Origin of the sequence: Flavobacterium aeripolare, from assembly GCF_013294025.1 — a bacterium.
In the GTDB taxonomy this organism is placed as follows: Bacteria; Bacteroidota; Bacteroidia; order Flavobacteriales; family Flavobacteriaceae; genus Flavobacterium.
In genome coordinates, this window is sequence record NZ_JABSNL010000001.1 from 30,078 (window position 1) to 51,191 (window position 21,114).

Annotated in this window: 18 protein-coding genes; 10 read left to right on the forward strand and 8 right to left on the reverse strand. The window is 35.1% G+C overall.

Features of this window, described 5'->3' with window-relative positions:
• Positions 1 to 321: 321 nt before the first annotated feature.
• Both HNQ00_RS00130 and HNQ00_RS00135 read left to right on the forward strand, forming a co-directional pair.
• Positions 322 to 1,947, forward strand: coding sequence for an amidase (locus HNQ00_RS00130; RefSeq protein ID WP_173835881.1), 1,626 nt, complete (start codon positions 322 to 324; stop codon positions 1,945 to 1,947).
• Positions 1,948 to 2,076: 129 nt separating this feature from the next.
• Complete coding sequence (locus tag HNQ00_RS00135; RefSeq protein ID WP_173835883.1) at positions 2,077 to 3,027, forward strand: NAD(P)H-dependent flavin oxidoreductase; 951 nt, start codon at positions 2,077 to 2,079, stop codon at positions 3,025 to 3,027.
• Here the strand turns inward: HNQ00_RS00135 and HNQ00_RS00140 are convergent.
• From HNQ00_RS00140 to HNQ00_RS16385, 4 genes are all read right to left on the reverse strand, one after another.
• Positions 3,024 to 3,266: a hypothetical protein gene (locus HNQ00_RS00140; protein ID WP_173835885.1), complete on the reverse strand. Its 243-nt coding sequence runs from the start codon at positions 3,264 to 3,266 to the stop codon at positions 3,024 to 3,026. The two genes, HNQ00_RS00135 and HNQ00_RS00140, sit on opposite strands and share 4 nt — an antisense overlap.
• 118 nt (positions 3,267 to 3,384) lie before the next feature.
• On the reverse strand, positions 3,385 to 3,774 hold the full coding sequence (gene msrB / locus HNQ00_RS00145) for a peptide-methionine (R)-S-oxide reductase MsrB (RefSeq protein WP_173835887.1): 390 nt from the start codon (positions 3,772 to 3,774) through the stop codon (positions 3,385 to 3,387).
• 18 nt (positions 3,775 to 3,792) lie between these two features.
• Complete coding sequence (locus HNQ00_RS16380) at positions 3,793 to 4,116, reverse strand: alpha/beta hydrolase family protein (RefSeq protein ID WP_371738635.1); 324 nt, start codon at positions 4,114 to 4,116, stop codon at positions 3,793 to 3,795.
• 18 nt (positions 4,117 to 4,134) lie between these two features.
• Complete coding sequence (locus HNQ00_RS16385) at positions 4,135 to 4,659, reverse strand: alpha/beta hydrolase (protein ID WP_371738637.1); 525 nt, start codon at positions 4,657 to 4,659, stop codon at positions 4,135 to 4,137.
• Positions 4,660 to 4,837: 178 nt separating this feature from the next.
• On the opposite strand from HNQ00_RS16385, the gene HNQ00_RS00155 reads away from it, so the two are divergent.
• The 6 genes from HNQ00_RS00155 (at position 4,838) to HNQ00_RS00180 (ending at position 14,427) form a co-directional block, all read left to right on the forward strand.
• Positions 4,838 to 6,259: a glycogen synthase gene (locus HNQ00_RS00155; RefSeq protein WP_173835889.1), complete on the forward strand. Its 1,422-nt coding sequence runs from the start codon at positions 4,838 to 4,840 to the stop codon at positions 6,257 to 6,259.
• Positions 6,256 to 7,536: a glucose-1-phosphate adenylyltransferase gene (locus HNQ00_RS00160; protein ID WP_173835891.1), complete on the forward strand. Its 1,281-nt coding sequence runs from the start codon at positions 6,256 to 6,258 to the stop codon at positions 7,534 to 7,536. Before HNQ00_RS00155 ends, HNQ00_RS00160 begins: the two co-directional genes overlap by 4 nt.
• A 54-nt stretch (positions 7,537 to 7,590) precedes the next feature.
• On the forward strand, positions 7,591 to 9,501 hold the full coding sequence (glgB, locus tag HNQ00_RS00165) for a 1,4-alpha-glucan branching protein GlgB (protein ID WP_173835893.1): 1,911 nt from the start codon (positions 7,591 to 7,593) through the stop codon (positions 9,499 to 9,501).
• A gap of 196 nt (positions 9,502 to 9,697) precedes the next feature.
• On the forward strand, positions 9,698 to 12,097 hold the full coding sequence (locus tag HNQ00_RS00170; protein ID WP_173835895.1) for a glycoside hydrolase family 31 protein: 2,400 nt from the start codon (positions 9,698 to 9,700) through the stop codon (positions 12,095 to 12,097).
• An 89-nt stretch (positions 12,098 to 12,186) separates the two neighbouring features.
• Entirely contained in the window at positions 12,187 to 13,005 is an 819-nt protein-coding gene (locus HNQ00_RS00175) for a M48 family metallopeptidase (RefSeq protein WP_173835897.1), read from the forward strand.
• 117 nt (positions 13,006 to 13,122) lie between these two features.
• Positions 13,123 to 14,427, forward strand: coding sequence for an MFS transporter (locus HNQ00_RS00180; protein WP_173835899.1), 1,305 nt, complete (start codon positions 13,123 to 13,125; stop codon positions 14,425 to 14,427).
• Positions 14,428 to 14,491: 64 nt separating this feature from the next.
• On the opposite strand, the gene HNQ00_RS00185 is transcribed toward HNQ00_RS00180, so the two are convergent.
• Genes HNQ00_RS00185 through HNQ00_RS00200 form a run of 4 tightly spaced genes read right to left on the reverse strand, consistent with a single transcriptional unit; the run spans position 14,492 to position 17,366 of the window.
• The gene (locus HNQ00_RS00185) at positions 14,492 to 15,220 is read right to left on the reverse strand and encodes a head GIN domain-containing protein (RefSeq protein WP_173835901.1); all 729 of its coding nucleotides are present in this window, start codon (positions 15,218 to 15,220) and stop codon (positions 14,492 to 14,494) included.
• Between the two features lie 7 nt (positions 15,221 to 15,227).
• The gene (locus HNQ00_RS00190; protein ID WP_173835903.1) at positions 15,228 to 16,292 is read right to left on the reverse strand and encodes a hypothetical protein; all 1,065 of its coding nucleotides are present in this window, start codon (positions 16,290 to 16,292) and stop codon (positions 15,228 to 15,230) included.
• Positions 16,276 to 16,815 carry an anti-sigma factor gene (locus HNQ00_RS00195; RefSeq protein WP_173835905.1) on the reverse strand — a complete coding sequence of 180 codons (540 nt, stop codon included), beginning with the start codon at positions 16,813 to 16,815 and terminating at the stop codon, positions 16,276 to 16,278. Before HNQ00_RS00195 ends, HNQ00_RS00190 begins: the two co-directional genes overlap by 17 nt.
• Positions 16,812 to 17,366 (reverse strand): RNA polymerase sigma factor, encoded by a 555-nt coding sequence (locus HNQ00_RS00200; RefSeq protein WP_173835907.1) that lies wholly within the window; start codon positions 17,364 to 17,366, stop codon positions 16,812 to 16,814. The genes HNQ00_RS00195 and HNQ00_RS00200 overlap by 4 nt, the downstream gene beginning before the upstream one ends.
• 308 nt (positions 17,367 to 17,674) lie before the next feature.
• Here HNQ00_RS00200 and lon point away from each other — a divergent pair, with 308 nt between their 5' ends.
• Both lon and cmk read left to right on the forward strand, forming a co-directional pair.
• Positions 17,675 to 20,128, forward strand: coding sequence for an endopeptidase La (gene lon / locus HNQ00_RS00205; RefSeq protein ID WP_173835909.1), 2,454 nt, complete (start codon positions 17,675 to 17,677; stop codon positions 20,126 to 20,128).
• Positions 20,129 to 20,405: 277 nt separating this feature from the next.
• Entirely contained in the window at positions 20,406 to 21,101 is a 696-nt protein-coding gene (gene cmk / locus HNQ00_RS00210) for a (d)CMP kinase (protein WP_173835911.1), read from the forward strand.
• Positions 21,102 to 21,114 lie beyond the last annotated feature (13 nt).

The window sequence follows — 21,114 nt, forward strand, 5'->3', positions numbered from 1 at the left end:
GGTTTTTTGTAATTTAGGATGTTTGAATTTTTTCGGACATCCTTTTTTATTGTCCTTTAATTACCTAATTCTAAGTAAAGCATACTTCATCTCTATATTAAAGTATCGCTATCAGTAATAAGATATAAGTAGTTTTTAATTAGTATTTTAAATATAAAATTTTAAATTATCTGTCGCTAACTTAATAGCTTATTATTCTGTAAATATATTTTAGATATTAGTACAAGAATTTAAGATATCTCGTAGTGTTAAAATTTGAGAAAACTTTTAAATAATCTTCTAATAAAGTAAATTAGTGGATTAATTAACCAAACCATCATTATGAAAAGAAGGTCTTTTTTGACAGCCACTACGCTTGCCTCTGCTGGGCTTGGCGCTTTTTTAATTACAAGTTGCATTAATAATAATAAAGATAAAGAGATTGCTGATGACGCTAATTCAGGTGATGCACCACAATTTGATTTAGACGAAGAAACAATTAATAGTTTGTCTCAAAAATTTGCTGCAGGAACCCATACCATCGAGCAAGTAACGCAATTGTATTTAGATCGTATTCTCGCCATAGACAAGGAGGGACCGACTTTGAATTCAGTTATCGAAATCAATCCTGAGGCGCTTGATATTGCTAAAAAACTAGATATTGAATTATCTGCGGGTAAAAAGCGTGGACCGTTGCATGGAATTCCCGTACTTATAAAAGATAATATTGACACCGCTGATAAAATGCAAACTACTGCAGGTTCGCTTGCCATGATGGGCAATATCGCCAGCGAAGATGCCTTTGTAGTTAAAAGATTGCGTGCAGCAGGTGCTGTTATTTTGGGTAAAACCAATTTAAGTGAATGGGCTAATTTCAGGTCTACACAATCTTCTTCGGGTTGGAGTAGTCGTGGACGCCAAACAAAAAATCCTTATATAATTGATCACAGTCCGTGTGGTTCAAGTGCCGGCTCTGGCGTTGCAGTTTCTGCAAATTTATGTGCAGTGGCTGTGGGTACAGAAACTGACGGTTCTATTGTTTGCCCTGCATCAGTAAATGGTATTGTAGGTATCAAGCCAACAGTAGGATTAGTGAGTAGGTCAGGGATTATTCCTATCTCGGCAACTCAAGATACTGCAGGCCCCATGGCACGCACAGTAACTGATGCAGCCCTATTACTCGCTGGGATGGTAGGTGAAGATGAAAAAGATGGAGTCACTTTACAAAGTAAGGGAAAACTGCAAACAGATTATACAAAGTATTTAGACAAAAATGGACTAGTGGGAAAACGCATTGGTATCGAAAGAAAATTGCAGGGGACAAACCCCGCTATCAATACTATTTTTACTGATTCGATAAATTTATTAAAAAGTCTAGGAGCTACTATTGTCGAAATTGATTACTTAGATCGCATAAGTGAATCAGGTGACGCCGAATACACTGTATTGCAATACGAATTTAAAGATGGGTTAAATCGTTATCTAGCTAAAGCCAATGCTAACGTTAAATCATTAAAAGAAGTTATTGATTATAATTTACTCAATAGATCTAAAGCAATGCCTTACTTTAATCAAGAAATATTAGATAGTTCGCAGTTAAAAGGCGCGTTAACTGATCAGGAATATAAAATTGCTTTGAACAAAAGTTTTGAAGGAAGCAAAGCCATCTTAGATAGTGTTATAAAAGGAAATTCTTTAGATGCTATTTGCGGAATCACAATGGGACCTGCCTGCAGCATTGATCTAATTTATGGCGATAGGTGGGGATATTCATTAACAATGCCTGCTGCCGCCAGTGGTTATCCACACATTACCGTTCCCGGTGGAACTGTTTATGATTTACCGGTAGGCTTTTCGTTTTTTGGTTTACCATATACAGAGGGTGCGTTGATAAGTATGGGATATGCCTATGAACAAGCAACTTTAAAGCGGGTGAAGCCTAAATTTAAAAAAGCTTTTCTATCATAAATTTTTATAAAACGAGATGATGGTTTAGACTCCTGTGACTTAAGAGTTCTATGTATTCTTCTGTTTTCGAAATTTACTAGGCGTGCATAGTAAATTTGTTTATATTTGTTTACTATAAATAACCTTATAATGATAAAACCTACACTTACTGCCCTCTTAAATATTAAACATCCGTTGATTATGGCGCCTATGTTTCTTGTTTCGAATACTAAAATGGTAATCGAAGGAATGAATGCAGGAGTTGCTGGATGCATTCCAGCTTTAAACTATAGAACGATTGAAGAATTGCGTGCCTCAGTTCGAGAATTGAAAAATGCTAAGGTTCAAGGAGGAAGTTTTGGTTACAATTTGATTGTTAACAAATCAAACATTAAATACAAAGATCAGTTAGCTGTTTTATGTGAGGAGAAGGTTGATTTTATTATAACGTCACTAGGTTCTCCAGAAGAAACAATTAGACAAGCTCATAAAGCAGGAATTAAAGTTTTTTGTGATGTAACTGATTTGGCTTTTGCCAAAAAAGTTGAAAGCTTAGGCGCAGATGCCTTAATTGCTGTTAACAATGAGGCGGGTGGTCATAGAGGTAATTTATCTGCAGCGTCATTAATTAAGGAACTTAATGAGAAAACGTTACTGCCTGTTATATCAGCAGGAGGAGTGAGTAACAAAGCAAATCTTGATACAATGATGTCTTATGGTGCTGTAGGTGTCTCTGTTGGGAGTCCGTTTATAGCTTCTTTTGAATCGGGAGTGTCGCAGGAGTACAAACAAGCTTGTGTCGATTATGGTAAAAAGGACATTGTATTAACTGAAAAAATATCAGGAACTCCTTGTACGGTAATCAATACCCCTTATGTTCAAAAAGTAGGTACAAAGCAATCATGGATAGAGCGCACGCTAAACAAGAACAAGACCTTGAAAAAATGGGTTAAAATGATTCGATACATGATTGGTTCTAATGCCGTTACAAAAGCAGCGACCGAAGTAACTTATAAAACAGTTTGGGTTGCAGGACCTACGATTGAAGATACAACTGCCATAACTAGTGTGCAAAATATAGTTGCTAAAATTTGCTTTTAAGCGAATATAAATAAACAATAAACAGCCATTTCATCTCGTGTTGAAATGGCTTTTTTATGCCTTCTTGTTAGTTTGTGCTGCATGAGGGATAGTAGTGAAAAGCCCACAGCCTGACGCAGGAAGAGCGCGGACTTGTAGCGAATAGCGCGACCGCCCCTAATAACTATTAATTTTTTGGGTGGGCATGCCATAATTTTAATTTTTATATGATTATTTACTTTGTCTACGTCTATATCCATGTACATCTTTAAAATGGATTTAATCTGCTTTAGTATGTCTGTGGACAGTGGGTTTAAATCACAAAGTCAGGACTAAGTTATACAAACTAGGTCCTGACTTTTTGAGAGTGAAATAAATCTATTCTTTAAAATCTACTGATAATGAATTCACGCAGTATCGCTGTCCTGTAGCTGTAGGACCGTCATTAAAAACGTGCCCTAAGTGGCTTCCGCAGTTTGCACAAACAATTTCGGTGCGTATCATGCCATGTGATTTATCAAGTACATTTTTTACTTTACCGGGGATGGCATCATCAAAAGACGGCCAGCCACAGTGTGCATCAAACTTAGAGTCACTTTCAAATAGGGGTTCGTTACACGCACCACAGCAGTAGGTACCTGCTTCGTAGTGCAAGTTATAGGTTCCTGTATGCGGACGCTCGGTGCCTTTCTCTCGTAAAATACGGTATCTTTCTTCCCCTAATTCCTCTTTCCATTGTGCTTCTGTCTTATTTATAGGATATTCCATTTTGTATCAAATTTAATATTAATGTGTAACTGTAAAGTTAACGACTTTTTCGATAACTTTAGTATCACCAAGGATCTTACGGTGTCCCAAATTTTCTGTTAAAAGTAACTCACCATCCTTAAGGTGTTTGTAGATATTTTTACCTGCTGTAACAGGAACTTCATAATCTTGATTGTCATGAACAACGAGAACTGGTATTGTAATCTCTTTTGCCGCTTCAAAAGCAGAGTAATCGCTCATGTTTCCGCCATATTTTTTTTCGAAATGCTCTCTAAGTAAAGTGGCATACTTTTTATCGAGTTGCAACTTAGAGATGAAATCATCTATAATATCTTGCACCACATCACCGCTTCCTATAACCTAAGCACTCTTGACTTTTAAGCCTTGCTTTATAGCATTCAATACAGACATGCCACCTAGCGAATGACCTATCGCTGCTTCAAAAGGACCGTATTGCTTATCAATTTCTAAAATAGCTGCAATAAAATCAACCATTATACTGTTGTTTCCTGGTGCTTTACCGTGTCCTGGAGCATCAAAACTCACCGTGGCATAGCCTTCCTTAATTAACTCATCGGCTATTTTAAATAGTTGTGTACCGCGACCGGACCACCCGTGAACAAGGAGTATTTTTTTGTCACTTTTTCCATATTCATATACAACAACGTCCTTATTTATTGCAGGTATTGTCAGTTTATTTTGTACAGAATTAGCATCCATATTCAATTCTCGCTTAGGAGTTTTGTGTTTTATAGGTGTTGTAAATAATTTAGAAGTGAATAAAGTGGTTAGTTTAGGGGAAATTACTGATATAAGTCTACTGCTATGCAAAATAATAGCGGGTATTTTTAAAGATTGTGTAGGAATTGGAGTTTTTTTTGACATTTCACTAAATTTTGAGACGTTCGGTTATTGTATTAATTTTTAACTAATTTTAGAAAACGTTAAAAGTACTCTATTTATAAGTTATTCTGCTATGTTTAAATAGCTAACATTTGTAAGATTACTAAATAGAAATCGTAGTTATATTGATCATCAGTAAGTAAAAATATAAAAAAATGTAATGGATATAGTTCATATTAGTGCAGAATGCTATCCTGTTGCAAAGGTAGGTGGTCTGGGAGACGTGGTAGGTGCATTACCAAAATATCAAAATAGCCTAGGAAACACAGTTAGTGTAGTCATGCCTTGCTATGATACAAAGTTCAAGGAGAAAAACCAGTTTACAGCGGTATACGAAGATGTTGTAAAAATGGGTCCCTTTGAATTTCCGTATGAGATTTTGAAGGAAAACACCAATAAATTAGGATTCGAACTTTATCTAGTCGCTATTCCGTCGTTATTTGATAGGCCAGATGTTTACGGTTACGAAGATGACATCGAGCGATTTATTTCTTTTCAAATTGCAACATTAAATTGGCTTTCTCATCGTGCTACGGTGCCTGACATTATTAATTGCCATGATCACCACACAGGTTTAATTCCTTTTATGATGTTGTACTCGCATCGCTACGAAGTATTGCGTAATACACCATCAATTATCACTATTCACAATGGCTTGTATCAAGGACAATTTGGCTTTGATAAACTACATTACTTACCTGAATTTGATATTGAGCATGCAAATTTGCTAGAGTGGGATTATTGTATTAATTCGCTCGCAGTAGGGGTTAAATGTGCTTGGCATGTAACAACAGTTTCTCCAAGCTACTTAGAGGAGATCAGTCATTTTGCAAATGGTCTCGAACGCTTGTTTACTATGGTACAATATAAGTCTAGGGGAATCTTGAACGGAATTGATACGCAAGTATGGAATCCTGAATCAGATAAATTATTAGAAAAACATTATAGCGTAGCCAGTTTTGAAATAGGAAAATTAGAGAATAAAAAAATACTTTGTAAGCTGTTTAATTTAGATCCTACTAAACCACTTTTCTCTTTTATAGGAAGATTGTTAAGTGAGAAAGGAGGCGATTTATTAGCTCAAGCTGCTGCATTAGCACTATCAGAAAATTACAAAGAGATAAATATTTTAATTCTAGGTTCAGGGAACACTGCAATAGAAAATGACTTGAATAGCTTATTAGGAGATTATAAAGGGAATTACAATACCTACATAGGATATAATGAAGAACTAGCGCATCTAATCTATGCAGGTGCCGACTTTATATTAATGCCTTCAAGAGTTGAGCCATGTGGATTAAACCAGATGTATGCTATGCGTTATGGAACAGTTCCTATAGTTAGACGCACGGGTGGTTTACAAGATACAGTTGTTGATTATGGTGATAACGGAAACGGTATTTGTCACGATCAAGCCTCAGTGGGAGATATTTGTTATTCTATCAAGAGAGCGATAGGATTATACAGTGATAAAGAGCACCTGAATAAGGTCATTCAATTAGGCATGAATACGGATCACTCATGGGAACGTGTGTGTCAAGAATATTTAGAAGTTTACAAACTATTAATAGATAAAGTATGAAATTTAAAAAGAAAAATGTAGTATCAATTATTCTTGGAGGTGGGCAAGGATCAAGATTATCTCCTTTAACTGCTACTCGATCAAAGCCAGCTGTACCAATTGCCGGAAAATACAGATTAGTTGACATACCTATTTCAAATTGTTTAAACTCTGACATTAAGAGGATGTTTGTGCTCACGCAGTTCAACTCAGCGTCTTTAAATGCACATATTAAGAACACCTACACCTTTAACGCATTTAGTCAGGCGTTTGTAGACATACTTGCTGCTGAGCAAACACCTGAAAACCCAACTTGGTTTCAAGGAACTGCCGATGCGGTGAGACAATGCATGCCGCATTTTTTAAACCATGAGTTTGATTACGCTTTGATACTTTCTGGAGATCAGTTGTACCAAATGGATTTTAACGATATGATTGAAGCTCACATGAATTCTGGGGCTGAAATTTCAATAGCAACCCTACCAGTGAACGCTAAGGATGCACCAGATTTTGGGATATTAAAAACTAACGATAAAAACGAAATCATTTCTTTTATCGAAAAACCAGTTACCGCGCTTCTACCTGATTGGGAATCTGATGTAAGCGATCAAATGAAGAGTGAGGGTAAAAAATACCTAGCTTCGATGGGAATCTACATTTTTAACAGAGCGCTTCTAGAAGAGTTGATGAGCGATCCTGATACTAAAGATTTTGGTAAAGAGATTATACCTCAAGCTGTAGGGAACCGTAAGATACTAAGTTATCAATATGAAGGCTATTGGACAGATATTGGTAATATTGATTCTTTCTTTGAAGCAAACATAGGTTTAACGGATGATATTCCTCAATTTAATCTATTTGATAACGATAATAAAATTTATACTCGTCCTAGATTATTACCACCATCTAAATTTCATAACTCGCTAATCGAAGAGTCCTTAATTTCTGAAGGTTGTATTATCAGTGCTGCAGAGATTAAGAAATCGGTTATAGGGATTAGAGCCCGCATTGGTAAGGAGACTATTATTCGCAACAGCTATGTTATGGGTAATGATTTGTATCAAAGTTTAGAAGAAATAGAGAGAGACATTGCAAACAGTAAAAACTTAATAGGTATTGGGGAACGCTGTCACATAGAGTGTGCCTTAGTAGATAAAAATTGCCGTATAGGAAATGATGTTTATATAAAAGGAGGGAATCATTTAGAAGATTTTGCAAATGAACTTTATGTGGTTAAAGAAGGAATTGTAGTTATTAAAAAAGGCGCAATCATTCCTGATAATTACCGCATAGGATAACAGGACTACAATTGCACTATTTTACATTCATTTACTATTACATCACAGCCTTATATGAGTACCGTACAAACACATTCTCTTTTTACTGATTTTGATATCAACTTATTTAAAGCAGGTAAGCATTACCGTTTATATGAAAAACTAGGCGCACATATAATTGAAAAAGACGGTGTAAAAGGCGTTTATTTTGCTGTTTGGGCTCCTTCAGCGGCGACAGTATCTGTTGTAGGTGATTTTAATTATTGGACCGGCGGAGCGCATTTATTACAAGTACGTTGGGATTCCTCAGGTATCTGGGAGGGTTTTATACCTAATGTTGGCCATGGCGCTATTTACAAATACAAGATAACCTCTGCTATAGGTGGCGTAGTGACTGAAAAAGCAGATCCGTTTAGCTTTTACTGTGAGAAACCACCACATACGGCATCGGTGATTTGGGATTTAGAATATCAATGGGACGATCAAAAGTGGCTTAAAAACCGCAAAGACTTTAATAATTTAGACAAGCCTTATTCAGTTTACGAAGTGCATTTAGGATCTTGGAAGCGTTCACATGACGGAACAAATTTTCTAACGTATTTAGATTTTGCTGTTGATTTAGTGACGCATGTTAAAGAAATGGGGTTTACTCATGTCGAGTTCATGCCGGTCATGGAGTATCCATACGATCCTTCGTGGGGATATCAGTTGACAGGTTATTTTGCACCTACATCACGTTTTGGAACACCGCAGGAATTCATGCATTTAATTGAGCGATTGCATCAAAATGATATTGGAGTGATACTTGATTGGGTTCCCTCACATTTTCCTGATGACGCGCATGGGTTAGGCTTTTTTGACGGTTCTAATTTATACGAGCATCCTGATAGAAGAAAAGGCTACCATCCTGACTGGAAGAGTTTGGTTTTTAATTACGGTCGCAGTGAGGTTCGTTCCTTTCTAATAAGCAATGCACTATTCTGGCTTCATCACTACCATGTTGATGGACTGCGAGTTGATGCAGTGGCTTCTATGTTGTATCTTGATTATTCTCGAAATGACGGCGAATGGGAACCTAACATCTTTGGTGGAAACCAAAATCTAGATACCATTAGTTTTCTAAAAGATTTTAATGAGGCTGTTTATAGTAATTATGAAGGCGTACAAACCATTGCCGAAGAAAGTACCTCGTTTCCTATGGTTTCTAGACCTACAGATATGGGTGGTCTCGGATTTGGAATGAAATGGATGATGGGTTGGATGCATGATACACTAACGTATTTTAAGAAAGATACTGTGTATAGAAAATACCATCAAAACGAACTAACATTCTCGATGACTTATGCTTTTACTGAGAATTTCATGCTGCCTTTGTCTCATGATGAGGTAGTACACGGTAAAAAATCAATTTTCGGTCGAATGCCAGGTGATGAATGGCAAAAGTTTGCAAATTTAAGATTGCTGTACGGTTATATGTTTACGCACCCCGGAACAAAGCTTTTATTTATGGGATGTGAATTTGGACAAAGTGCAGAGTGGAATTTTGAACAAAGTTTAGATTGGCATTTATTGCAATATCCCTATCATAGTGGTATAAAAAAGCTTATTACTGACTTAAATACAATTTATAAATCGGAACCTGCTTTGTATGAAAAACAATTTAGTGCTGACGGATTTGAATGGATCAATTATTCAGATCATCAAAATGCAGTTTTTTCTTTTATTCGAAAAGGAAATATGGAGAAAGACAACCTGATCGTAGTTTGTAATTTCACTCAAGTAGTACGAGAAGAGTACCGCATAGGTATCCCAAAGAAAGGATCTTTGATCGAAATTTTTAATTCGGATGCTAAAATTTACGGCGGAAGTGATGTCAAAGACAGCAAAAAAGTCAAAATTGATGCTATTAGTTACGATGGTAGAGCACATTCCGCAGCTTTAGTATTGGGACCACTAAGTGTTAAGGTTTTTAAAATTACGCAATAGAAGTAATTTTTAAAGTGCGCTTATTGTGAATTCCGTTTTTTAAGCTGTTGCAAAACAATAAATGCAAAATAGCGATAAAAAAGAGAGGAAGAATTATACAACGATTTCGTTAATAACAAGCTAATAATAAAGCTTTAAGACCTTTTTTTTGTAAGTTTACTAGCAAAGTGAAGGTCAAATAATAATAGCAAATAGTATGATAACAAATACCGAATTAGAATACAAAGGAGATTTATATCCAACAAAAATAGTGTCATTTGAAAAAAATGTAGACTCTTTTTATTTCAATACAGACAATAATGTTATTTTAAAAGTAACCGTACTTAGAGATAGTTTAATTCGTTTTCGTTTTACAACAAAAGGCTATTTCAGCAATGACTTTTCGTATGCGATTGACACCACGCAATTGCATGGTTACAATGCTTTAGAATTTACTGATGAGGTAGATTATTACCAAATACAAACAAGCAAAGTAAAATGTAAAATCCAGAAAGCCGATTTAAGAGTATCTATCTATGATTTGTCTGGAGCAGTGTTGCTTGAAGACGAGCTAGGATTTCACTGGGAGGAGAGTTACGAGTTTGGTGGGAACATCGTTAAAATGAGTAAAGCTTCAAAAGATGGGGAGTCTTTTTATGGTTTGGGTGATAAAGCTACCCAAATGAATTTAAAAGGCAAGCGTATTGAGAATTTTGCTACAGATCAATATGCTTTTCAAAAAGACCAGGAACCTTTATACAAAGTGGTTCCGTTTTATATAGGATTACAAAATAAACAAGCGTACGGAATTTTCTTTGACAATACTTTTAGAACGTTTTTTGACTTTTGTCAAGAGCGTAGAAATGTAACTAGTTTTTGGTCTGAGGGTGGTGAGATGAATTATTATTTCATTTATGGTCCTCAAATGGAGGATGTTGTTACTACATATACTGATCTTACTGGTAAACCTGAGTTACCACCATTGTGGGCTTTAGGCTATCATCAGTGTAAATGGAGTTATTTTCCAGAGAGTAATGTAAAAGAAATTACAGCCAAGTTTAGAGAACTTAAAATCCCGTGTGATGCGATTTATCTTGATATCGATTACATGGAAGGTTTTAGATGTTTTACGTGGAATAAAGAATATTTTCCTGATCCTAAAAGGATGGTAAAAGAGCTGTCTGATGATGGTTTTAAAACTGTGGTGATTATCGATCCTGGAATTAAAATTGACAAAGAATACAATGTTTATCAAGAGGGTTTAAAGAACGATTATTTTTGTAAAAGAGCTGACGGACCTTATATGAAAGGAAAGGTGTGGCCAGGAGAATGTAATTTTCCTGATTATACAAATCCCGAAGTGCGAGAGTGGTGGGCTGGATTATTCAAAGAATTAATTGCTGACGTAGGTGTCAAAGGAGTTTGGAATGATATGAATGAACCTGCAGTTATGGAGGTTCCTAATAAAACATTCCCTATGGACGTGCGCCATGACTATGACGGTAACCCTTGCAGTCATAGAAAAGCACATAATATTTATGGTATGCAAATGGCTCGCGCTACTTATCACGGAGTTAAAAAATATACGTATCCTAAACGTCCTTTTATAATTACAAGATCTGCTTATGCAGGAACGCAACGCTACAGTTCGTCATGGACAGGAGATAATGTAGCCACTTGGGAGCATTTATGGATCGCAAATATACAAGTACAACGTTTGTCTATTTCTGGAATGGGATTCACGGGTTCAGATATTGGTGGATTTGCAGAGCAGCCTTCCGGCGAATTATATGCGCGATGGATTCAATTAGCGGTGTTTCACCCTTTTTGTAGAACACACTCATCTGGAGATCATGGCGATCAAGAACCTTGGGCATTCGATACAGAAGTAATTGATATCACTAGAAAATTTGTAAATTTAAGATACCAGTTATTACCGTATTTATATACTATGTTCTGGCAGTATATTGAGGAAGGTGTTCCTATGTTAAAACCACTTGTATATTACGATCAAGAAGATACGCAAACGCATTATCGTAATGATGAATTCATCTTTGGTAACCAAATCTTAGTTTGCCCTATATTAGAACCAAATTCTGTTGGGCGTAGAATGTATCTCCCAAAAGGGGAGTGGTATAACTACTGGACAAATAGATTAGTTTGCGGTGGAAAAGAAATGTGGGTCGACACTAAGTTTGACGAGATTCCCTTGTTCATTAAAGCTGGAGCAGTTATTCCTAAATATCCGGTGCAGCAATATGTTGAGGAATTGGATTTTGACGAACTCACATTAGATTTATACTATAAAGAAGGAATTGAAAAATCTGTGGTGTATGAAGATGCGCAAGATGGTTATGATTATAAAAAAGGAAGATACAGCTTTTTAACTTTTCAGGTAACCGGTAAAGAGAAAGAGGTGATTATACAATTGCATAAAGAGGGTAAATTTGAAACTAATTATTCTGATTACAAGATTAACTTAATTGGACTACCTTTTAAAGTCAAAAGTATTCAGCTAAACAATGAAAGTGAAGATTTTAATTGCGATCAAATCAATGCAAATGGATACTTGATTGTGCCAAAAGAATTTCATGTTTTGCATTTAAGTGGGGAGTAAATAGTTTTATAATGATATAAATGAACTAAATTATATAAATGATTAGTGAATAATATTTGTATTTTTGTTAACTAATTAAATAAATAACCATGAAAAAGCATTCAATATTAGTAGGATTAGGAATAGTAGGATTATTATTCTCTTGTGCTACAAACCCATTAACAGGTAAAAAAACTCTAAATTTTGTTTCTAACAGTGAATTGTTTCCAACATCTTTTCAGCAGTATGGTGAATTTTTGAAAGAAAACAAAGTTATCACAGGAACTGCAGAAGCTAAGAAAGTAGAAACAGTTGGAATGAAAATTAAAGTTGCAGCCGAAAAGTATTTAGCGTCTTTAGGACAAACAGCTTACCTAGAGGGATACCAATGGGAATATAAATTAGTGAATAGTCCTGATGTAAATGCTTGGTGTATGCCAGGAGGAAAAATTGTTGTTTATTCAGGGATATTACCAATTACTAAAGATGATGCTGGTTTAGCAACTGTAATGGGGCATGAGGTTTCTCACGCATTAGCAAATCATGGTGCACAACGTATGAGTGTTTCACAAATTCAAGAATATGTAGGTGCTGGATTATCAGTAGCGACTTCAGGAAAAAGTGCCGCAGCTCAGCAGGCATTTGGTACTGCTTACGGTTTAGGATCACAATACGGAGTTATGTTACCGTTTAGTAGAAGTAATGAAACAGAAGCAGATAAAATAGGTTTGACACTAATGGCAATTGCAGGATACAATCCAGATCAAGCAATAGAATTTTGGTCAAGAATGTCGGCTAATTCAGATGGAGCTGCACAACCAGAATTCATGAGTACGCACCCTTCTGATGCTACTAGAATTGCAAACTTAAAAGCGATGCTTCCAGAAGCAAAAGCTACTGCAGCTAAATTTGGTGTTGTATTTAAATAAGCGTTCTAACATATAGTTCAAAGCCAATTCTTCGGAATTGGCTTTTTTTATGATTATTTTTCATACTTTTCATAAGTTGAAGAATAAATTAAATACATTAGTCCAAAATTATCTACTATGAAATCATTACAAAAAGGAGACGAAAAATTAATAAATGCATGGGCCTTTTATGATTGGGCAAACTCAGTATACAGCTTAGTTATAGCTACAGCAATTTTTCCTATTTATTATGATTCGGTTACGGGTAACAATGGTGGTAGAGTTGAATTTTTAGGTACAGATTTTAATAATAGTACGCTGTTATCGTATTCATTGTCTTTTTCATTTTTAATCGTGGCGCTACTTTCTCCTATTTTATCAGGAATCGCTGATTATACTGGAAATAAAAAAAAGTTCTTAAAGTTCTTTTGTTATTTGGGATCACTGTCAGTTATTAGCCTCTTCTTTTTTACAGGTCAAGACACGCTTTGGATAGGAATAGTAGGAACCATTCTTGCTAGTATTGGTTTTTGGGGAAGTATTGTTTTTTATAACTCTTATTTGCCTGAAATTGCACACCCTGAACAACACGATAGGGTAAGTGCAAAGGGTTTTATGTTTGGTTATTTAGGTTCGTTATTACTTTTATGCTTTAGTTTACTATTAGTAATGAAGCCAGATCTTTTTGGAATCACGGATAGCTCGTTACCAGCTAGGATTTCGTTTCTAGCAGTAGGGATTTGGTGGATAGGCTTTGCACAAGTTACATTTTACTATTTGCCTAATAACGTATTTCATAAAAAGCCTGAGAAGGATTATATCTTTAAGGGATTAAAAGAACTGAAAATAGTATTTAAAAATGTTCAAGAACAACTAGCGCTTAAGCAGTTCTTGATTGCTTTCTTCCTGTATAGTATAGGAGTTCAAACGGTAATTTTATTGGCAGGATTATTTGGTAAAAAAGAATTAGGAATTGACACTAGTAAATTGATCATTATTATTTTAATTATCAATTTGGTTGCTATTTTTGGAGCCTTCTTGTTCTCTAGAATTTCAGAAAAAATAGGGAACATTAATACATTAAAAATCACCATAATGATCTGGTGTGGGATATGTGTAGCAGCATATATGCTTGATGCAAAAAGTGAATCAATAGACTTACAGTTTTATGCGCTAGGAGGGACGATAGGTATGGTTCTAGGAGCAATTCAATCGTTGTCACGTTCTACTTATTCAAAATTATTACCAGATACAGAGGACCACGCTACCTATTTCAGTTTTTTTGATGTAACCGAAAAATTTGCTATTGTGTTTGGGACTTTTATCTTCGGGTTTGTGGGAGCGCTCACAAACTCAATGAGAAACTCTTTTTTAATATTGGCAGTATTCTTTTTACTAGGATTTGTAATGCTAGCCATGATAAAGAAAGAGAAGTCATCTTAATATTCGAAAATAAAAAAGCTGCTATAATCACGTCATAGCAGCTTTTTACATTGTAAAGTAGGGATTACTTCATAGATATTCTACCTGATCCACTCACTTTAGTTTCTTTTTTTAATGGTTTACCGCTATACGTGATGTCTCCTGAACCAGCTACTGTGGCTTGTAAGTCAGTGCTGCAATTTACACTAATGTCTCCTGATCCAGATAATGCTGCATTTACATTCATAGCAACTAGTTCGTCACTTTCAATATCTCCTGAACCTGCTAAGCTAGTATCATAACTCGTTGTCGTACCGGTCAAAACAATGTCACCAGAACCGCTAAGTGATGTTTTCACATTTTTAGCAATCAGTGAAAGATTGATATCTCCTGATCCTGATAGTTGTACCGATAGATTGTCTGATTTTATTGTTGTTTTTGAAATAATACTTCCTGATCCTGCTAGTGAAACTGCAGATACAGCTTCCACGGGAACTGTAATCACGAGCCTTTTTCTACTAGTGAAGTTGGTATTTTTATCTGGGTAAATAGTAAGTACATGATTAGTAACTTCGACAACCACTGCAGGAATAATATTTTCTTCGCCTTCAATTGTAATATTTCCCTCTTTTCCATCGACTAGCAGAATATCAAAAAAACCTCCAACTTTTATTTGGTCATAATCAGCGGTGGTACGTTTTTCTGTTACAATGATGCCATTTCCTTTAATTTTTTTTCTTGATTTCCACTGCGCATTTGCTGCAAAAACGAATAATAGGCTTAAGCAAGCCGCTAGTTTGATACTTTTTTTCATGATTAGTTTATTTATTGGTTAATGATATATTTCCGTAATCGGCAGAAATTTTAATGCTATTGCCGGAATTCTTCTTGCTGTACCCAATGTACTTTTTACTTAAGTTCGTTTCCTCTTTACTGGTAATAATTAAGTCATTAGGATAACTAACGTTGGCATATTTTGTAGCAATTTCAAAATCAAAGTCAAACCCCTCACTATAGCCTAATTTAATATTGCTAAAGTTAGTGACTAAATTAATTGTATTTGCCTTTGCGTTAATGGATTTTAAATTGATATCGCTATATTTTGTATTGATATTCAAGCTGTTACTTAAAGTACCAATTTTCAATTTTAGGTAATTCCCCAAACCATTTAGATTTTTAACATTCTTAAAATCTAAAGTTCCGTATTTACTGGTGTATTTAATAGCTGTAGCATTGAGTATAGCAACATTAGTATACTCTGAATTAAGGTCTAGTTGATTTACTTCATCAATAGCAAGTTCAGAGTATTTTGCGGTGATACTTCCGTTGTTTAAAAACGAAATCTTTGAGTGATCGCAGTAGCTCATCGCAATAGTATTTTGTTCGTTTGTTAATCGTGCTAGATTCACTGTCCCATATTTACAATCTATTATTGTACTTGCTTTTAAGTCAGCTGCGGTAATGTCTCCAAATTTATTTGTCAACGATACATTAGCACTATTTCTTGGAATTTTCACAATGTAATTGATTTCAAAGCTATTATTTCCATTTTTGTTTTTAACGTTTAAACTCGCTAAAATTGTTTTTGCTGTAACTATTCCCTTTAGTGCTACAATGTCTACAGCTATATCATTTAAACGTTGATTGACCCATTTTTCACTATTGCTACTGGCTTTAATAACAATATCAAGATCAATTTTATCCTCGTCCCAGCACATTACTGTTATGTTTCCGTATAGATTCGAAATGGCTAAACTGGCATCAGAGTTTACCAGATAAGTTTTTTTAATGGTTTTCTGTTTTGTGATTGCAAAATTGCTTTCATTCGAAAAAACAACCAGCGGAATCAGCAAGAGTAATACAATGGGGCTAAGTAGTTTCTTCATGTCGCAGGCTCATTAAATGTTCGTTTGTTTCTATGTGTTGTAAAACCTCCTTTAAAAATGAAATTCGGGTTTCTAGGTTGCTAATTAATGCAGCAATAATGATTTTATTCTCTCCGTTTTTTTGGAGTTCAATTATTATTTTATCATAATCATTATCTAATTGTTTCATTTGTTTCATAGCATCTGCAATGATCTTCTCGTTTTCAGGAGATTTTTTATCTTTTATTTCATTGAGCTTGCTAGTGATTATTACAGAAAAAATAGAATCTGTTTGTTTATTTTGTTGCGATGCAAATTGGTATTCCTTGGTTTTTGGTTCCCTTGCATAGTGAAACGCAAGTCCCAGGAAAAGCAATAGCATAGCAGCAATACTAAGATAGAAGGGCAGTAAGCGCTTTGGTTTGTTCTTAGTAAGTCGCTGTTTAAATCGGTCATGGTGTCCTGAGGGAAGTTGTGCTGTGTCCCAATCTTCTTGCTCTTTATTATAAAATAAGTGATCTAAGTTATCCATTTCATCTTTCATAGTTGCATTAAATTTGATCTTAATTTTTCTTTTGCGCGGCATAGTGTTGTTCTGCAGTTACTATCCGAAATACCTACTATTTGGCTAATCTCTTCTTGGTCATATCCTTCAATGTAAAATAGGGTAAGCACTACACGATAGCTTTCTTTTAGAGCCATTAAAGCAGCTAGTAAATGCTGTGTTTTAAGGTCTTGTAAGTCGCTACATTCTTGGTTCTGCTCAGTAATTTCTGGAACAGATGCCACTGCATTATTGTAATCTTCTAAGTAGTTCTTGTTGTTCTTTTTATAGAAATCGATACTGCAGTTAATTGTTATTCTCTTTAACCAAGCACCAAAGCTGACATCTCCTTGATAACTATCAATTTTAGTAAACGCTTTTAAAAAAGACTCTTGCATAATGTCTTCGGCAAAATGTTGGTCTTTTACAATACGGAGCGCCACATTATACATCGCTTTACAGTAACGATTATAAATCTCGAATTGTGCTTTTTGATTTTGTTGTTTGCAAAGCACTACTAAATGGCTACTGTCTTGTTGGTTAATTTTCAATTAGATGTTGCTAGTTACTTATAAAGACGATTGAATTACTAGCTTGTTACAGTTTTATAGAAAATAATTTGATTGCATTACTTTAAACTGCAATTTATTGCTATTTTAGTCCCTTCGAATAGATAAATACAGCGATTAAAGGGAGGCATGCAAAATTATTACAGAAAATCACTTTCATTTAATGGCACAGTGATTGCCCCATTAACACTGTAAATAAATTAAAGTGTTTCTTGCTGTATTTTAATTAAAGCGAAGCCAATATTTACCTGGATTATTAAACTTAATGACAAAAAGACTTAAAAAATACTATGTCAAACCATAAAATACTAACAATTGACAACTTGTCACTTCAAGAATTTGATTCTGAAGCCGAATTGATTCCATTATTAACACCTGAAGACGAAGAGGAAATGATTAACGAGCAACTGCCCGAATCATTGCCTATTTTACCATTGCGAAACATGGTTTTATTTCCTGGAGTAGTAATTCCCATTACTGCTGGACGCGACAAATCGATTAAATTAATCGATGATGCTAATGCTGCGGGTAAAATAATAGGAGTCGTTGCTCAAAAGAACGAGGAAGACGAAGATCCTACTAAAGATGATATTCACACTATAGGGACTGTAGCAAGAATTTTACGCGTTTTAAAAATGCCTGATGGAAATACGACAGTAATTCTACAAGGTAAAAAACGTTTTGAAATTGATACTGTTGTTGCAGAGGATCCTTATTTAACTGCTACAATAAAGGAGTTTGAAGAGAGTCGACCTGATCAAAAGGACAGCGAATTTTTAGCGATTTTAGAGTCGGTTAAAGATCTTGCTATCCAGATAATTAAGGAGAGCCCGAATATTCCTAGCGAAGCTACTTTTGCTATTAAAAATATCGAAAGCCAATCTTTCCTTATCAATTTTGTGACGTCAAACATGAATTTGAGTGTTAAAGAAAAGCAAGATCTATTAGCTATTAGTAATCTTAAAGACAGAGCATTAGAAACGCTTCGTTATATGAATATTGAGTTGCAAAAGTTAGAACTTAAAAACGACATTCAGTCAAAAGTTCGTTTTGATTTAGATCAGCAGCAAAGAGAGTATTTCTTGCATCAACAAATGAAAACCATCCAAGAAGAGCTTGGTGGCGTTTCACAAGAAGAGGAGATGGATGAGATGTCCCAAAAAGCAAAAACTAAAAAGTGGGACGAAAAAACGCAAAAACATTTTGAGAAAGAATTGTCTAAAATGCGTCGTATGAATCCGCAAGCTCCTGATTTCGGAATTCAAAGAAATTATTTGGAGTTGTTTTTAGAATTGCCTTGGAACGAATATTCAAAAGATAATTTTGATTTAAAAAGAGCGCAAAAGATTTTAGATAGAGACCACTTTGGATTAGAAGAGGTAAAAAAGAGAATGATTGAGCACTTGGCAGTATTAAAACTGCGAAATGATATGAAGTCTCCTATTATTTGTTTGACAGGACCTCCAGGTGTGGGTAAAACCTCGATTGGTCGCTCGGTTGCTGAAGCTTTAGGTAGAGAGTATGTTCGTATTTCTTTAGGTGGTTTGCGTGATGAATCTGAAATTAGAGGACATAGAAAAACATATATTGGCGCTATGCCAGGACGTATTATTCAGAGTTTGAAAAAAGCTAAAACGGCTAACCCTGTTTTTGTTTTAGACGAAATTGATAAATTGTCAAATAGCAATCAAGGAGATCCATCGTCGGCATTATTAGAAGTTTTAGACCCGGAACAAAACAATGCTTTCTATGATAATTTCTTAGAAATGGGATTTGATTTATCTAAGGTGATGTTTATTGCTACTTCAAATAACATGGGAGCAATCCAGCCAGCATTACGCGATAGGATGGAAGTGATTAAAATGTCTGGTTATACTATCGAAGAAAAGGTAGAAATTGCCCGTCAGCATTTGTTAACGCGTCAATTAAAAGAACACGGATTAACTTCGAAAGATTTGACTATTGGAAAAAAACAATTAGAAAAAATCGTTGAAGGATATACTAGAGAATCAGGAGTACGTGGATTAGAAGCAAAAATCGCTCAGGTGATTAGAAATGCGGCAAAATCTGTTGCGATGGAGGAAGAGTATAATAAGAAAGTTACTGATGAGGATCTTATCAAGGTTTTAGGCGCGCCTAGAATGATTAGAGATAAATATGAAAGTAACGATGTTGCAGGAGTGGTTACAGGTCTAGCATGGACAAGTGTAGGAGGAGATATTTTATTTATCGAATCTTTAATTTCTCCGGGTAAAGGAACGATGACTATCACGGGTAATCTTGGGAATGTGATGAAGGAATCAGCAACTATTGCTTTAGAATACATCAAAGCAAATGCTGAAATTCTAGGAATCAATCCTGAAATTCTAACTAAAAACAACATTCACTTGCACGTTCCAGAAGGAGCAACCCCTAAGGACGGACCTAGTGCTGGTATTGCGATGCTTACTTCACTAGTGTCTTTATACACACAAAAGCGCATTAAGAAAAATATTGCGATGACTGGTGAGATTACTTTAAGAGGAAAGGTATTGCCTGTAGGTGGTATTAAAGAAAAGATATTGGCCGCAAAGAGAGCTAATATTAAGGAAATCATCTTGTGTCATGAGAATAAAAGTGATATTGACGAAATCAAACCAGAGTATTTAGATGGTTTGACTTTTCATTTTGTGAAAGAAATGAGTGAAGTACTTAAAGTGGCACTTACAGATCAAAATGTGAAAAATGCTAAGAAATTAGTATAGTATCATAGCATTGAATATATAGAATTCCAGAATCAAAACTTCATTTAAAGGTTTTGGTTTTGGAATTTTTTTTGTTCGAAAAGGCAATATATCCTAGAAGATGTTTTGGCTTGAGTACTTTTTTAGCTTTATCTTCGCGCAGTAAGTTTCCTAGCTTTTTTATGAGCGTATGGAAGTATTTTATTTTAAATTGATTTCTTATTAGATTGTATTTTGGTTTCTTTTTAGCAACCATTCCGTTAATAAGAATGACCACTTAATTTTCAATTATATTATTTTGACTAAAAAAATTACAATTGCAATCGATGGTTTTTCATCTACAGGTAAATCAACATTAGCTAAGCAATTAGCAAACACTTTAGGATACGTATACGTCGATACAGGTGCTATGTACAGAGCGGTTACGTTGTATGCTATGCAAAACGAGCTGATAACAAAGGAGTTTTTCAAAGTTGATGAGTTAATACGGGTTTTACCAGAGATAAAACTGCACTTTAAATTCAACCCCGAAGTTGGTTTTGGCGAAATATTTTTGAACGGCATTAATGTTGAAAATGACATTCGAAATATTACGGTATCTAGTTTTGTAAGTAAAGTTGCTGAAATATCTGAAGTGCGTTCTAAATTAGTGGAGCAGCAGCAAGAAATTGGGAAAGACAAAGGTATTGTAATGGATGGTAGAGATATTGGTACTGTTGTTTTTCCAGAGGCTGAATTAAAGATATTTATGAATGCTACCGCTGCAACACGTGCTAAAAGACGCTACGATGAGCTCGTTGCTAAAGGGGATAACGTAAGTTATGAAGCGGTCTTGAAAAATGTTCAGGAAAGAGATTATATCGATACGCATAGAGAAGATTCGCCATTAGTGGTTGCTGATGATGCGATAGAGATGGATAATTCTGACATGACTAAAGACGAACAATTTACTTTTGTTAGTACACTAGTAAATGATATTACTAAAACGTTATAATTTTTTGTAGATA